A 16,128-nucleotide genomic window follows, 5' to 3' on the forward strand; every position below is an offset into this window, starting at 1 on the left:
CCTCGGTCAGGAAGACAATACAGCAGGAGGTTGGCGATGAGCGGCCCGAAGACCCGCGTTAGAGGGCTGATCTGGATTCTGGCAGGGGTCGTATCCGGGGCATTGTTCGCCGGGACGGGCTGCCAAGTGGATGTGGGAGGGCAAATGCTCCCCAGCCCGTACTATCTCAAGGACGATGTCCAATACTTCGCGCCGGGCACGGAATTCAAACTGTCGCGCGAGGCGGCGGCCCTGAAGGAAGCCCAAGCCCGGCAAGATCAAAGCCAGTCGCGATAGCGAACGCACCTTCGTGAAACGCCGGTTCAAGGACGGTCCGGGCGATTTGTCACGGGCCGTCCAAGCTTTTTTCCGACGGAATTGTTTCGAGTCGCGAACGAAAGTCGGCCGATTCTTTGCGGAAGGCAGCCTGCGTGAATCGCGGAGCGCACTGCGGCCGACTCGCGGTTCCGCCAGCCCCGCCGGTCGGTCCCCGCCGTCCAATCGCCCGGCCGATGTTACTCCCCGCAAGATCGCTGTTCGACGGCAACCTCTGACGGACAACCTGGTATCGACGGCTTTGCCCGGAGCGGAGCGACCGCGATGGTCTTTCTCCAACTCCAATTCTCCGAACCGGTTCAATTCTGGATCTATTGGATCCTGATTTGGATCGGCTTCGGGCTCTTGGTCGGCTTGGCCGCCCGCGCCATTTTTCCCGGCGAAGAACCCAGCAGCCCTGTCGGCGTCTTGGCCATCGGTATGCTCGGCTGCACGATCGGGCCACTCGTCTTACAGACCGTCTGGCGATTCGAATCCTTCCATCCCATCAGTCCGTTGGGTGCCGTGGCCTCCGTGACGGGGGCTTCGGTCCTGCTGGTGGGATACCGATTCCTCTTGATCGTCGCGGCGGAGCAGGCGGCACGCAGTTCTCGCCACGGATCGCGGCGTCGCCCCGCCCCGGTCCGAGGCGGGTGGTTCGTCGACCCGCACGAAGAAGATTGACCGGCGGCTCTTCCATCCCCCCGAGTCAGGACAGTCGCTCCGTCAATTCGGGATCTAAAGGCGGCATGGTTGAAAGCTCGCCGTTTACCAAACGTCGAAACGCCAGGGTCTGCCGGATCGCCGCCGCGGCAGCCTCGGGACAGCGGTCCGCCACGTCGTTCATCTCCCAACGGTCGTGCGGCTTAACGTAAAGCTCCACGATCCGACGAACGGTCGCCAAATCCAGCATTCGCTCTAAGTCCGGCGCCGCCGCACCCTGGTCAATAGGATGCGTTGAAACCGATTCCGCACAGGGGTCCGCGAAGGCCGTCGCGGTAGGTCGGGCCGATTCCGACGCGGCCTCCATCGGCCCCCGGTCGAATGCCTGCAAATCCGCGCTCATATCCACCACCGCGAACCACGACGCTGTTCGGATGGCCGTCGCCGCCGGATCGTCACAGCAACAGAACAACCGCTCCCGGACCTGCTCCGCCTCTCCGCGAATGATCGGCATCAGGCTCGTGCCGTCCGCGTCGCGGACCGGTGCAATCGCTGATTCGGCTACCACGGTGACTGCGTTCGCGCCCCCTGTTTGACCAGAACTTTCCCCGCGCGGATCACTGGACACGTTTGAGTTGCCCACAGCCTCGTTCAATGTCGGTGCGAGGTCGTGGAGATAACAAAGGGCGTGACTTCGATCGGAGGCCCCCACTCGGTCGGGAAATCGCAACACCAGCGGACAGCCGACTCGCTCGTTGCGGGGAACCATTTTCCAAAGCCCCAGCCACCCGTGTTCAGCCAACGGATAGCCCCCGAGTCCGGTCAGAGCCAACACGCACCGCTCATCCAGGCCGCTCATCGAGATCGCTTGAAGCAGTCCGCCTAAACACAAATCCAGCAGGACCACTTGGCCCGCATACGTCTGGACGAAGGGCAACCAAGAGTCCGGATCGGCGCCGGGCGGGAAAAAGTGTCGCGGTGCGGATACCCCATTCCAGGGCGGGGGATCCCCCTCTTCCTGATAGCGCTCCCTAAACTCCATGGGACAGTCCCAGATGCGGGAAAACCCGCCCAGGTGGCAGCACAGGAAGAACGGTCGGTCTTTCAGGCCTGTCAACAAATCCGAAGCCTGGGAGAAGAAGCCGGCCGTCCACGTCTCGGCCCAATCCGCACACGGTGTCGGCGGCAATCCGGCCAAAATCGCCTCCCAGGAGTCCGTTGCCGGCGTCTCGACCCGTCGACCGGAAACCAGTTGTACGGTTTCGAACCATTGGGCGGACGGATCCTGGAAGAAACGGGGGTCGTCCGTCACGAGCAGGCTCGATCCTCCGTTCCGCTCAACGGATTGGATCAAAGGCGCAGTCATAAGGACACCACCGCCATCCGCGATCGTATCCGATCGGACCTCCCGCGAAAAAAACGCCGGATGCCGTCCGGCGAGCAACGACCGGAACGCCTTCACGGGGTCTTGTTCGGCGGCCAAGCAGTGGTCGAACACGAACCCTTCCGCGGCGAGACGGTTCCAATTCGGGGTGGAGACCCAAGAGTTGCCGTAGCATCCCAGATACTCCGGACGCAGTCCGTCGACGACGACTAGAATCGCACTCAGCATGACAGGCTTTTCACTTGTGCCGCGATCGAGTTTTGAATTTGGGAGAACGCAACGGGTTGTGAGGTCTCCGCCTCGTGCCGGTGGTCCGCCTTCGACTACTGTCGTTCACAGGCAGGCACGAAAAGCTCCCGAATCGGCGAAACACCGTTGCGCCAGCGAGATTCGTTGCCCACGCTCGGCGTGGTGTCGCTCCTGTTATCTTGCCTCATCAAGGTCGGCAAAGAAATAGCGGTCGCCGTTTCCCAACTTTCAGGCAAGTTGTTGGCAAAGTTTGCCGATTATTCCGACAGCAACAGTGGCGACGGTTTTGTCGCCTGCGTTCGGTTTGCGTGCCGAACCTGATGCCTCACTCGGTTGAGGAGTCCCTATCGCCATGATCCCCGGTCGCAATTTCGACCTAATCTTTCCGGATTTCCGGTCTTGCGGTCGCTTCGCCGCGGCTCTTTCCCTGATCGCGGTCCTGACGCTCGCGGCCTCCGGTTGCCGAACCATGGACTTCTACGATCCCGGACTGGAGCAGACGCCGGCCTCCGCCGATTTGGAGCCTCCCCGAGAATTGGCCAAGGTCTCCTTGCCCGCCTACCGCCTGGAACCGCCCGACGTGGTCCAAATCGAGGTCCCCAAGATGGTCCCCCTCCCGCCCTATCGGCTGGAGGTCTACGACGTGCTGCAAGTGGACGTGATCGGGACGCTGCTGGACCAGCCCATCGCGGGCTACTACATGGTGGAGGCCGAAGGCACGATCAATCTGGGACCGGCTTACGGTTCGGTCCGCGTGGCGGGCATGACCGTGGAGGAGGCCCGCTGGGCCATCGATCAGCACCTGCGGCGGATTCTCCGCGCCCCCGAAGTCGCCGTCCAATTGGCCCGGGCGAGCGGTTTGCAACCCATCGGCGGCGTCTACCTGGTGGGGCCCGACGGGACGCTCAACCTCAAACAGTACGGCGCCGTGTACGTGGCGGGAATGACGCTCCCCGAGGCCCGCGAGGCCGTCCGCCGGCACCTCTCCCAATTCCTCGACTCGCCCGATGTCTCCTTGGAGGTGCTGGCCTACAACAGCAAGGTGTACTACGTCATCACGGAAGGCCCCGGCGAAGACGACAACGTCATCCGCCTGCCCTGCACCGGCAACGAGACGGTCTTGGACGCGGTCGCGCAGGTGGGCGGCGTGTCGCAGGTCTCCAGCAAGAAGATCTGGATCGCACGGCCCTCACCGGCGGGCACCGGTTGCGAACAGGTCCTGCCTGTGGACTGGAATGCCATCACCCGCGGCGGCAACACCGCCACGAACTACCAGGTCTTGCCGGGCGACCGCATCTTCATCGCCCACGACGAGATGATCGCCATGCACGCCTGGATCGACAAGATGGTGGCCCCGGTGGAACGCCTGTTCGGCTTCACCAGCCTGGGAACCTCGACGGTCCGCAGCCTGCAAACCATGGGCCGCGGATACAACCAAAACCGCAGCGGGTTCTAAGTGAGGACAAAAGTGGCGGCGGAGATGGTGCGGCGACGACCTCCGCCGACGATTGAAAACGGATTGCGACTCCCGGCGGAGGGGATTAAGCGACTCGAAACGGCTGAAAACGGTTGGCCGTCGCGCTGACGATCAAGAGATGCGAATTTTTCCGTGCCGCGACAGACAACCCCATAAGGATGCCAAGTATCCGTACAGTTTCCCAACCGGCACCAAACGCGCGGTTTGATGAGTGAGGAGAAATCTCGGCATGGCTCGTACACAACGACTCGTGTTGCTTTCGATTTTGGGAATCGGCGTCGCGTCGGCAGCGACCGGCGTTCGGGCCCAGCACTACGCCTACCCAGGCCTGGACGCGTGCACCACGTGCAAGGCCAACGTCGATTTCTACGGGCATTATCCGACTCGATGGCGCCCCTGGCCGGGCGAATCGCGCATGGATATCCACTTCCCGCAGGCCATCGGAGCCGAAGAGGTCCGGCGTCCCGACGGCAGCCCCAAGCCCAAGCTACCTTCCCAAAAGTTGGAGCCTTTGATGCCGCAGCGATCATCGCTCCTGCCGGGCTATCCCCCCGCAGACGGCGGTGAAGAGACGGCGCAACCAACCCCTCCTCCGCCGCCGGCGGAAGCGTCACCGCAACCGCCTGCCGTAATTCCGGAACCGGCGGCACCTGCCACGCCGTTTCGCACCGAACCGATCCCCCCGAGCGATCCGCCCGCGCCGTTACCAAACGCACCGGAAGCCCCCCCTGCGTCTCCGGATGCCAACCCGGACGCCGGATCTCAGAGCATGATGTTGCCGTTGATTGTACCGCCGACCCACTCGGCATCGCTCGCGCCTCAGCGCGGTCCCGTGATTAGCGTTCCCTCGGTCGATCGCTTCCCGGCCAACCCGACCGTTCCGTCCTCGCCGTCCGTGACCGGAACCGCGGCATGGACCGGCGGCGAATCGTCTCTCGCCAACGGAGGGCCTGCCGTGCGGCTATCGTTGGGACCGTCCGGTGGCAGCGCCGCAGCGGCATCGTCGCCCCTTATCATCCGTAACCCCACGGTCCAGAGCGGCACCCCGGGCGCCGCCGGTACGGGCCCCGTCGCCGGGTTGGCGGCTCAGTCGACGCTCGGTGCGGAGGTGCCGCGACGCGAATGGTTGCCGGACGTGAAACCGGGACCGAGTGCGTTCCCAAACGGTCCGTCACCCGGGCCGAACATGGCCCCGGCGGCCCCCGCCGTGGCATTCCAGACGGACAGACCATCCTCGCCCGATATGCAACGGGCCGGTTACGTGGGGCTGACCATCCCCGAAACCGCGGCTCCGGCAGGCTTCGAGTCCGCGGCGCCCCCCGCCGCAGCGCCCCTGTTGGACGGTTTTTGTCCGGTCCAACTCGTCGAGAACGAGCAGTGGATCAAAGGCTCGCCGCAGTACTCGGCCGAATGGAAGGGTCGGGTCTATTGGCTCTCCGACGCGAACGCCCTCAAGAAGTTCGTGGCGAACGCGGAACGTTACACGCCGGCCCTATCCGGTCTGGATCCCGTTGCATTGATGCAGGGTGAGCGCAAGGATGGGCTGACCGACTACTGCGTGGTGTACGACGGGCGTTTGTACATGTTCTCCAGCGCCGCCACGCTCGCGCGTTTCCGGCAATCCCCGCGCCAGTACGCTACGTTTGCCGTAAGTGCCAACCCTTGATCGGACCGAAACAAGGCGTCCCGAACAGACTCGCGACGGCAAACACCGATCGGCAAAGGCGGAGACTGCCGCGGTCTCGCCTGCGGCCGATCGGCCCGAATACCGATTCCGACACAGCGAACGGGGCTTTCGCAAATTCGAATTCGCCTCTTGCGAGTGAGCGATTGGAGGAGTTGTTCAGGCGCGAGCCGCTTCGGCGGCTCATGCCGTTTCTTGACGCGATTTCGCCGAGACGGCAATCACGGCCGACAACAATCGCAAGCGCTCGTCGCCACGCGAAGAGGGCGCTAGGCCGGGCTGAGACGCCGCATTTTCGAGCGTGCGCGGCTGAGGATCGGGCCGATACTGTTGACGGGAATACCCGTGGCTTGGCTGATCTCTTGATACGATTTTTCTTCCAAATGGTACATCCGCACCACGGCGGCTTCTTGCGATTCCAAGAGGCTCAGCAGACGCTCCGCCTCGTCCCGAGAGATCAGCCGTTCCTCCTCGGTGCGCTTGCCGGCAGAAGCGTCCGTCGCTTGGGCGACAGCGTCCCCCAGCGTCGCGGCTTGGGCCTTGCGCTGCACGAGGGATCGGACCACCACGCGCCGGGCGATCACGGTGAGATAGGCGGCTAGGCTGCACTTCCCCTTGAAGTGCCGCAAAACCGCGAAATCGTTCTCCAGCAGAGCCAGGAACACGTCGGCGGCAAGATCGTCGCGCAATTCCGGCGACAGTCGCACGCTCCTGGACTGGGCGGTGTGTTGGATGACGTGAATCACCAACCCCAGAAACCGATCCACGAAATCCTCCCACGCCCTCGGCTTGCGCTGCAAGCAACGGTCGAGAAGATGGCGATCGATTTCGGAAAGCACCACTGAAGAACCCTTTCGAGACGGGTCCAACCGCCCTTTCTGGGAGATTCGCCGCGCCAGCGCATCCGTGCGCGACGGAAACGACGAATACCGGCCTTCCACCCTTTTGGATTGTATTTTTGCTCCGCGAAACAAGCAAGAGAATTTTCTCGAAGCCTGCGCAATCTGGGGAGATTGGCGACCTTTTGCCAATTCAGCGGGTACCCTTGCAGCGCCCCTCGAAAATGCGAGCGGCACCCGGCCACGGCGTCTACCCCGCATTGGGCGGCGACACGGATGCTCCTTGAGCGGCTACACCTGCGACGCGTACGCCCGCAAATCCGCCTCCACGGCCTTCAATCGCGAATCCAGGGCATCGCGCACGGTCGCCACGTCCGCCGCGGAGTTCGGCCGTTCTGCGGCAAACATGTAGAACTTGCATTTCGGTTCGGTACCGGAAGGTCGTACGGCGACTCGATTACCGCCTCCGGCTAGCTCGAGGATGACGACGTCGCCGGACCGGGCCGCCGCCATCGCCAGTTCCAATTCGTCATCGTAATCGCCGATCGGCCGACGCAAGTCGAGCGTTTGGGTAACGTCCAATCCTCCCAATCGCTTGGGTGGAGCGGCGCGGAACTGATCCATTAATGCCGCCATTTTCACCATGCCGTCGGCCCCCGGCATAGCCACGGAGAATGCACGCTCGGCATGAACCCCGTGGCGACGGAAAAGCTCCTCCAACTGCATGGGCAGGGTCAGCCCTTGCTGCTTCAGTTGCGCGGCAAGCTCACACAGAATGATCGCCGAGACGGCGCCGTCCTTGTCTCGTGCGTGGTCGCCCACCAGATAACCGTAAGATTCCTCAGCGCCCAAGACGAACCGCTCCGGGCCTTCGTACTCCATGGTGCCGCCGATCCATTTGAATCCCACCATCAAGTCGTCGATACAACGCACCCCGTAAGCCTCGGCGATGCGTCCGATGAGCCGCGTGGTAACCAGGGTTTCGACCACGTAGTGCTGCGGCGTCAGCGTTCCCTCCGCCCGACTCCGCGACAACAGGTAGTCGGCCATCAAGGAGGCGATTTGATTGCCGGTGAGGGTCGTCCACGGGGCATCCGCGTCCGGCGTCAACGGCGCGGCGCATCCCAGTCGGTCGGCATCCGGATCCGTCGCCAGAATGAGATCGAAGCCGCGAGTCCGGGCATACTCGATCATGGCGTCGAAGACCCGTGGGTTCTCCGGATTGGCCACGTGATCCGGGACGTTGGGAAAGTCGCCGTTGGGCTCCGCGTGCGGCTTGAATACCTCGACCTGTTCGAAGCCCGCCGCGCTCAGACCGGGCAGCACGGCAGTCGCACCAACACCGTGCAAGGGCGAATACAGAATCTTTAGATCGCGCGGGCCGGGCCGGGACTGCCGGGCCAAGGCCGCGCGGTAGGCTGCGTCCACCTCCTCCGTGCACGCGCGCACCAATCCGCCGGCCAGCGCCTCGGCGAACGGCATGGAGCGGATTTCTTTCACGCGTTTGACGCATTCGATCATGCCGCGATCATGCGGAGGAAGGACTTGACCGCCGGTGGACCAGTAGACCTTCACCGCGTTATCGCTGGGTGGATTGTGACTGGCGGTCACCATGATGCCGCAATCGCATTGCTTGTAACGGATGAGGAAGGAAATCTCCGGCGTGCTGCGATAGTCGTCCAAAAAGTGTACGGTAAAGCCGTTGGCCGCCATGATCCCGGCGCATAGCTCCGCGAAGTGTCGCGAACGGTGCCTCGTATCGTAGGCGATGCCGCACGACCACGCCTTCCCAGGCTTGGCGCTCTTCACGTAGTCGGCCACCCCCTGTGCGCTCTCGCCAATGGTGCGGTCGTTGATGGCGTTGGTCCCGATTGGGAACATGCGCCCTCGCCGCCCGCCCGTCCCGAAGGGAATGACTTGCCAGAACAGCTCGTTTAATTCCCGCCATCGGCCTGATTGGACCATCTCCGCCACCTCAGGCGCGTAAGCGGCATAATACGGTTGCGTAAGCCACGCCCGGATGTTTTCGGCGGCGGACGCGGAAATATCTCCCCGTTTTTCGGCTTCCAATAAAGCGGCCGACGGTTCCTTCCCACCAGTCGTCATGAGTTCGACTCCCAAATCTTCGGCTATAGGATCGTCCGTGCCACGTGCGACGTAAACCCGGCAGCAAGGACCTGCTCTCTCCAGTTCAAGCGGCGACCTCGCCGGCAATTGCAGACATTATTACACTCTACCGCCTTCACGGCGACGGAGAGAGACCGACCGTTCCGCCGGGTCGATTCCAGCCACGGCAACGGCGTCCGAATCGGATGCGGCCTCAATTGAGATGCAATGACGCGACCGCATGAAACGGCCCGCTGAAACCCGCCCCGAATCGGTCGCCGAATAACGGACAAAGTTAAAACGAGCGGAACGGCGGTCAGGCCGAAGACGTCCGCGACCGCGATATTAGGTCATCCCGAACCGAGAAGGTTGGAATGCCGACGTCCATTCAGCCCAGGTAGCAGATGGAAATCTTCCACTTCTTGCCCGCCTGCGCCCTCCGGTGACTCGACTGAGGAAATCGGGCAAAAAGCTTGCCGGGGCTATCCGTTCTTCCCATCCGTATAGGCTTGTCCGGCTCGCACGAAGTCGAGGTAGGACGAACGTGACGCTGCGGGATTTGAGGGTTGCCACAGCTCATGTGGTTTCTCTTCCTGCGAAGGTGTTGTGGAGGAACTGGGTCAACGGTTGACTACGTCAAGAGGATGCCGCGTTCCAAAACCTGCCGCATTTCGATAAACAACCCGCCTTTCTCAAGCAATCAGCCAAATCTCACCAACTCCCGTGGAAAAGATACTCGCTTTCGCGCCGCCAGGAAAGATCGCCGTCACCCGAGATGTCGCGCCTTCCTAACGGGAAAAACTCCTCGTCTTTGATTCAAGATAACCAAGAGCCGAGTCGGCCGCCACCCACACTCTTAAGAGGGGCCTACCCACGCCGCGAGGACACACCACCGTCACTAAAATTAGACCTAGAATACCCATCCACCCCGAACTACCCGAACCTACAAACTGGAACCGGCCTTATGCGCAAAGGTTTTTCATCAGAAAAGATCAGCAATCTCCTCGTCGAGTTCGATTTTGATCTCCTCTCGCCCTCCGACTCAGTGAATCATCGCTCCACCTGAATATTAGCGCCGGACCGATGCCGGGGCCAAATTTTCCCAGCGTCTTGCGGCACCATCATAGACGGTCGAGCAAAGCCGGCGGTTCGTTTTTTCGAATAGGCTTGGACATCTTGGCCTGTTTTGCTAGAACTGGGTGCGTTGGAAAACATCCCGAAGACCGACGGTTTGGGACAAGGATCTCCGTAATGAGCGAACTGATCATCTCCGTATCAGGCCTGCGGGGCGTCATCGGACGCGACCTTTCACCTGAGACGGCTATCCGTTACGTCGCCGCCTGGGCTGCTGCGGCGCCGCCCGGGCCCGTCATCGTCGGACGGGACGGACGAACGACCGGGCGGATGCTGCTATTCGCCGTACAAGCGGCCTTGATGGCTTGCGGTCGGCATGTCCTGGACGCCGATGTCGTCGCTACCCCCACCATGGGACTGCTCGTGAGACACTATCGAGCGGCAGGCGGCGTGCAAATCACGGCCAGCCACAATCCTCCCGAGTACAACGGCTTGAAGCTATTCTCCTCCGAAGGCAGGGTTATTCCCGCCCAATTGGGCGAGGAGGTCCGCCGCAGATTCTACGATTCCCAACCGCAATGGCTGGAATATCACCGCGTCGGCACGGCGGAACCTTGCCCGGACAAGCTCGCTCCGCATTTGGATGCCGTTCTGCGGACCGTCGACGTCGATCGCATTCGCAAGAATCGCTATCGCGTCCTCTTGGACTCCAATCATGGGGCGGGCGGCGTGCTCGGCATACCCTTGCTGGAGGCGCTGGGCTGCGAGGTCATCCCCCGCGGCAGTGAGCCGAACGGCCTGTTCGAACACCCTGCGGAGCCTCTCGCCGAGAACCTGACCGACGTTGGCGAGGCCGTTCGCGCGGTCCAGGCCGACATTGGATTCTGCCAGGATCCGGACGCGGACCGCTTGGCGATCATCGATGCGTCGGGACGCTATCTGGGCGAGGAATACACGCTGGCGATATGCGTGGACCATCGGTTGAAGACGCGACGCGGACCGATCGTAGCCAATTGTGCGACCAGTCGCATGTCACGAGATCTAGCCGCCCAATACGGCGTGCCGTTTTACGCCGCCGCAGTGGGCGAGGCGAACGTTGTGGATGCGATCCTGGAACACCAAGCCGTTTTCGGCGGGGAAGGCAACGGCGGCCCGATCGATCCGACCGTAGGGCTGGTTCGAGACAGCTTCGTCGGCATGGCCTGCGTTCTCGACGCCATGGCGTCCGAAGACTTGCCCGTGGCGGACCTCGCCGACCGCCTGCCGCGCTACTCCATCCTCAAAACGAAGGTCCCCTTGCCGCGTGAAAAGCTCGCTGCGGCCTACGAGATGTTGACCCGCAGTTACCCGGACGCCAAGACGAACCGCCTGGACGGGCTTCGATTGGACTGGCCCGATCGCTGGGTCCTATTGCGCCCCAGCAATACGGAGCCCATTGTCCGCGTCATTGCCGAATCGCCGGATGAAGCGGAGACCCGAAACATCTGCGAAGACGTTCGCCGCCGTATCGAGGCCTTCCTCGCCACGACCGGGTAAGCCCCCCGCAAAGCCCCCGCGCGAAACGCGGCGGAACCGGAACAAGGCCCCGACTACGCATTCTCACCACGCCGCGTGCGTACAATGGTGCAAGGGTTGGGCTTGCGGGGGAATTCGCCAAGCGCGCTTGCGCTCTGAGGGGGCCGCCGGTTAATCTGGGCGTCCGCCGTCGCCGACGTCCGTTTTTCGGATCGGATTCATTCCGCCAATTGGGGACCGAGACGGACGGTCGGCACCCACCCGCTACCTCGAGACGATGACGATATATCCCGGTGGAATGTTTGACGATGGCACGCGTAGTTCTCGCCATGTCCGGAGGGGTGGATAGCAGCGTGGCGGCACATTTGCTCCGCGAGGCGGGCCACGAGGTCGTCGGCCTATTCATGCGGCACGGGGTTCACGCGGATGCCGGAGCATGCCGCGTCGACGCAACCGCGCGGCGCGACGACGGCAGGCCGCAACTGCCCGTCATTCGTCCCGGCAAGCAAGGCTGTTGTAGCGCAGCCGACGCCGAGGACGCGCGGCGAGTCGCCCAGCAACTCGGCATTCCGTTTTACGTACTCAACTTCGAGGAGGAGTTCGATTCGATCGTCGACTATTTCGTCCGCGAGTACGCCGACGGAAGGACGCCCAATCCGTGCATCGTCTGCAATGACCGACTGAAGTTCGGCAAGCTGTTCGAGTACGCCGACACATGGGGGGCCGACTTCGTAGCCACCGGCCATTACGCCCGAGTTCAAAAGACGAGCGGCGGGTTTTGGGGACTATTCGCCGGTCTCGACGCGACCAAAGATCAATCCTACGTCCTTTTCGGCATCCCGCGCGAGCGTTTGGCGCGGATTCGCTTTCCCGTCGGGGAACACTCCAAGGAGGCGATCCGCCGCCTGGCAAGCCGCATCGGACTTCGCGTGGCGGACAAACCGGACAGCCAAGAGATATGCTTCGTTCCGGACGGCGATCATGCCGCCCTTGTGCGACGTCGCCGCGCCGCGGACACCTCGGGCGAGATCGTCACGACCGACGGGCGGGTTGTCGGTCGGCATGACGGATGGGAACGCTTCACCGTGGGACAGCGAAAAGGGCTTGGGATTCCGCTCGGGCGTCCCTACTACGTGGTCCGTCTCGAACCGAAGACTCGCCGGGTAGTGCTCGGTTCCCGAGATGATTTGGCAACGCGAGAACTGACGGCCTGCCGCGCGAATTGGCTGATCGATCCTCCGACCGAAGGGATCGCCTGCCAAGCCAAGATTCGCTATCGTGCCCCGGCGGTCCCGGCACGTGTCCAACCGCTTGCGGAACGGCGTCTTCGCGTCGTTTTCGATCAACCCTGCTACGCCGTGGCGCCGGGTCAGGCCGTGGTATGTTATCAGGGGGATCGCGTGATCGCGGGGGGATGGATCGAGAGGCCGGAAGAGAGCGAGGCTTGATATCTCGTCGCTGAACCGGGCCACCCGCCGCTTCCGGAGAATTGGCGACCGCCGGTTGCCACGCGGCATCTCGCAGGCGGCTTCGACCGACTCTTTGGCATCAGGATGCCTGGACTCGGCCGAGCCGCCGGTTCGGAAAGCCCTTGATTTCCGCCGATCGCCTTGTCGTCGCACCCGGGCACCGCCCAATCCTCGACTCACTGCGGGATAATCCGTCTTGAGACAGTTTGATAGGCTGATGTAGAATGCCTCCGCGGACCGGTCCGTGGACATGCCGGCGGGCCCCAAGTTCCAAAATCCCGGCCGGATGTCCGCCGCGTCCCACGATCGGATGGCCGAGCGGCAAAACATGGACGAAAAGGCGACTGAGCGGTACGCTCGGTGCGGAAACGCCGACTGAATAGTCGCGGCGATGGCACCCCAGGTACTAGCAGGCTCGCCTTGGGGGGAAAGGATGTCCCAAATACCGGAACGTGAGAGCATTCTCAACAAGCTCTCGGTCTTTCTCGTTCGTGCGGCCACGATCAACCCGATCGTTACGCTGGTCGTCGGTTTGACGTGTATCGTCGCGGCGGCGGTGACCGGCTATCACTTCATCCAATTCCACACCAGCCGCGCGGATCTCTTGAATCCGCATTCCGAATACCATCAGCGGTGGTTGCGTTACGTCCGCGAATTCGGGGATCAAGAGGACGTTTACGTCGTCGTCGAGGCGAATTCGCCGTCCGAGATGGAACCGGTATTGGCCGAGTTGGCGGAGGCCTTGCGGGCACAACCGCAACACTTTCAGCACATTCTGGACGGATTCGACGCGGGGCGTCTGGCCGCCAAAGGACTGTATTTTCTCCCCAAGGAACAGTTGGAAGCCATTCCGCAACAATTGGACCAACTGGAGTCGGAGATCGCTCCGACGCGGATCTTGGCCGATCCCGGCGCATATCTGCTCGGCCTGTTAGAGCAGGGCAAGGCACTGGCGGGAGCCGATCAGGCCCGAGTGGACGCCTACTGGCACGAGGTGGAAAACGCCTTTGCGGCGACGGCGGCGGTCCTGGCCGGAAAGAGCGATGAACTGCTCGGCCGACTCCCGCTCGAAGCGAAATCACGGTCTGAGACGAACGGTTTGTCGGGCGGTTCGGCTGGAGAACAAGGCTTCCCCGCCCCAACTACGGGCGGCGGAAAACCGGGCACCGCCGTCTCGGAATCGCTGAATTACCGCCGCTTCTTCTCCCCCGACGGCAAACTGGGGCTGATCGTGCTGCGATTCGTCCCCGACTCGGGTACCCAATTCGCGCGATTCGCGGAAAGAGTGGCGGCGATCCGCGAAACGCTACAAACCGTCCAAAAACGTCACCCCAACGTACACCTCGGCGCCACCGGCTTGCCCGTACTGGAATTCGACGAAATGCAAGCCAGCAGCTCGTCGGGCACCGCCGCGGCGGCGGCATTGTTGGGCGTCGTCCTGGTGTTCGTAGCCGGTTTCGGAGGCTTTCGTTATCCGGCTATGATCACCATCTCCCTGGTGACGGCGGTCGCGTGGACCTGCGGATACGTCGCCTTCACCGTCGGTCATCTCAACATCCTCACCAGCGCTTTCGGCGCCATGTTGATCGGACTGGGAGACTACGGGGTCCATTTCGTGGCACACTACCTGACGATACGTCGGGAAACCGGAGGAACACGCGCCGCACTCCTGAAGACGGCGGCCACGGTCGGCGGCGGTATCGCCACGGGCGCCCTGACCACGGCGGCGGCCTTCTTCGCCGGGGCGCTCACCGACTTTCTCGGCGTGGCCGAATTGGGAATCATCGCAGGCGGCGGCATTCTGCTTTGCTGGTTGGCCGACATGACCGTCCTGCCGGCCATGATTTGCCTCGTCGATCGAAAGCCGTCGGCGGCACAGGCCTCGTTGGTCGATCTGTCGGGATGGTTCCGCCCCTTGCACGGCCTGCCGCGAACCGGGAGCCTCGTGCTGGTCATGGCGACTGCCGTGCTCGCCTGCGGGCTGCCCTTGCTTCGGTACGACTACAACCTGCTCAACCTTCAACCGCAGGGGCTTCCCAGCGTAGAGTTTCAAAACAAGCTCGTCGAACACATGAGCCGCAGCAGTTACTTCGCGCTTTCCGTAGCCGACACTCCGGAAGCCGCCTTGGCTCGAAAAGAACAATTCCTCCGTTTGCCGACCGTCGATCACGTAGAAGAAATCGTATCGCTCATCCCGACCGACGCCGCGGAGCGCGAGCCTCTTGTTCGCGCCGTCACCGACCGGATGAAGCGGATCGAACAAGAACTTTCGGAGACTGCTACGGACGCGCTTCCCGGTCGATTGGACGCCGCCCTTTCCGAATGGTACGCCGCGGCGGCGCAGGTGCCGGCATTAGCGGATTTCGCCCGACAAATCGCGGGATTGCAAACGTTGCTGCGTCAAATACCGCCCGAGGAACTCGCCCGACGGTTGTCCGCCGTCCCCCAGGCCGTCCGTACGGCGCTCGGGACGCAATGGGCCGCCCTGCAAAACGCCGCCGATCCGCAACCGCCCACGCTCGACGATCTGCCCGAGAGTTTGCGTGTCCGCTTCATCGGACAAACCGGGCGCCATTTGGTGCAAGTCTATTGCAAGGGCGACTTTTGGGATCCCCAAGTAATGCGGCAATTCGTAACGGACGTCCGGAGCGTGGACCCCGAGGCTACCGGCAATCCGATGCAGATTTACGAGGCCGCCCGACAAATGAATCGAGCCTACATCGAAGCCACCATCTACGCCTTCGCGGCGATCGTGTTGGCGCTGTACCTCGATTTCCGTTCCCTCCGCGACGTCGGTCTGTCCTTGATTCCGCTGGTGTGCGGCATGGCGGCTCTGTTCGGACTGATGGGCTACCTGGACATCCCGCTCAATCCCGCCAATATGATCACGCTGCCCTTGATTCTGGGAATCGGCATCGATGACGGGGTCCACATCATTCACGATTATCGGCGGCAAAAGGGGCGGTACGTCGCGCCGCAGCCTTCCACGCTGACGGCGGTCATCGTCAACACATTAACCACGATGGTGGGATTCGGTGCCCTGATGCTCTCTCCGCATCAGGGCTTGCAAAGCTTGGGACGGGTTTTGACCCTGGGCATGGCGACCTGCCTGACCGCCGCTCTCCTGTTACCCTCGGTGCTCCGTATCCTTTCCCGCCCGCAGGGTTTCGCGGAGGGAGAATCCGGCGAAGGCGGCGCGGAGATCGAAACGTTCCTGCGGCAAACGCTTTTCCGTCAGCAAGTCGGCGAAGAGGAATCCGTTGCCGAACAACCCGTGGAAAAGCCGAGCGAACGCGTTTTGGTACGTCGCGCGGGCGAAGACGCCGCCGAGCGGGATCGGCCCGACCGCGCGGCAGCCTGAGACCTCGGATCTC

General features: G+C 62.7%; 10 protein-coding genes. 7 read left to right on the plus strand and 3 right to left on the minus strand.

Going from position 1 to position 16,128, the window contains the following annotated elements:
• Nucleotides 1-36: 36 nt before the first annotated feature.
• Both ACYQ6J_RS11535 and ACYQ6J_RS11540 read left to right on the plus strand, forming a co-directional pair.
• Nucleotides 37-276: a hypothetical protein gene (locus ACYQ6J_RS11535; protein ID WP_460184340.1), complete on the plus strand. Its 240-nt coding sequence runs from the start codon at nucleotides 37-39 to the stop codon at nucleotides 274-276.
• Nucleotides 277-579: 303 nt separating this feature from the next.
• Entirely contained in the window at nucleotides 580-978 is a 399-nt protein-coding gene (locus ACYQ6J_RS11540; protein WP_460184341.1) for a GlsB/YeaQ/YmgE family stress response membrane protein, read from the plus strand.
• 25 nt (nucleotides 979-1,003) lie between these two features.
• Here the strand turns inward: ACYQ6J_RS11540 and ACYQ6J_RS11545 are convergent, their stop codons facing one another.
• Nucleotides 1,004-2,569 carry a sulfatase-like hydrolase/transferase gene (locus ACYQ6J_RS11545; protein WP_460184342.1) on the minus strand — a complete coding sequence of 522 codons (1,566 nt, stop codon included), beginning with the start codon at nucleotides 2,567-2,569 and terminating at the stop codon, nucleotides 1,004-1,006.
• Between the two features lie 373 nt (nucleotides 2,570-2,942).
• On the opposite strand from ACYQ6J_RS11545, the gene ACYQ6J_RS11550 reads away from it, so the two are divergent.
• Both ACYQ6J_RS11550 and ACYQ6J_RS11555 read left to right on the plus strand, forming a co-directional pair.
• A complete protein-coding gene (locus tag ACYQ6J_RS11550) occupies nucleotides 2,943-4,046 on the plus strand; it encodes a polysaccharide biosynthesis/export family protein (protein ID WP_460184343.1) in 1,104 nt (367 codons plus the stop codon).
• 250 nt (nucleotides 4,047-4,296) lie between these two features.
• Nucleotides 4,297-5,733: a hypothetical protein gene (locus tag ACYQ6J_RS11555; protein ID WP_460184344.1), complete on the plus strand. Its 1,437-nt coding sequence runs from the start codon at nucleotides 4,297-4,299 to the stop codon at nucleotides 5,731-5,733.
• Nucleotides 5,734-6,020: 287 nt separating this feature from the next.
• Here the strand turns inward: ACYQ6J_RS11555 and ACYQ6J_RS11560 are convergent, their stop codons facing one another.
• Together ACYQ6J_RS11560 and ACYQ6J_RS11565 are read right to left on the minus strand one after the other, a co-directional pair.
• Nucleotides 6,021-6,590: an RNA polymerase sigma factor gene (locus tag ACYQ6J_RS11560; protein ID WP_460184345.1), complete on the minus strand. Its 570-nt coding sequence runs from the start codon at nucleotides 6,588-6,590 to the stop codon at nucleotides 6,021-6,023.
• 291 nt (nucleotides 6,591-6,881) lie between these two features.
• The gene (locus tag ACYQ6J_RS11565) at nucleotides 6,882-8,696 is read right to left on the minus strand and encodes a phospho-sugar mutase (RefSeq protein ID WP_460184346.1); all 1,815 of its coding nucleotides are present in this window, start codon (nucleotides 8,694-8,696) and stop codon (nucleotides 6,882-6,884) included.
• Between the two features lie 1,251 nt (nucleotides 8,697-9,947).
• On the opposite strand from ACYQ6J_RS11565, the gene glmM reads away from it, so the two are divergent.
• The 3 genes from glmM to ACYQ6J_RS11580 all read left to right on the plus strand — a co-directional run bounded on the left by glmM (nucleotide 9,948) and on the right by ACYQ6J_RS11580 (nucleotide 16,115).
• Entirely contained in the window at nucleotides 9,948-11,306 is a 1,359-nt protein-coding gene (gene glmM / locus ACYQ6J_RS11570; RefSeq protein ID WP_460184347.1) for a phosphoglucosamine mutase, read from the plus strand.
• A gap of 287 nt (nucleotides 11,307-11,593) precedes the next feature.
• Nucleotides 11,594-12,733 carry a tRNA 2-thiouridine(34) synthase MnmA gene (gene mnmA / locus ACYQ6J_RS11575; protein WP_460184348.1) on the plus strand — a complete coding sequence of 380 codons (1,140 nt, stop codon included), beginning with the start codon at nucleotides 11,594-11,596 and terminating at the stop codon, nucleotides 12,731-12,733.
• 454 nt (nucleotides 12,734-13,187) lie between these two features.
• A complete protein-coding gene (locus tag ACYQ6J_RS11580) occupies nucleotides 13,188-16,115 on the plus strand; it encodes an MMPL family transporter (RefSeq protein WP_460184349.1) in 2,928 nt (975 codons plus the stop codon).
• Nucleotides 16,116-16,128 lie beyond the last annotated feature (13 nt).

The sequence above is a fragment of the Thermopirellula anaerolimosa genome, assembly GCF_054657335.1.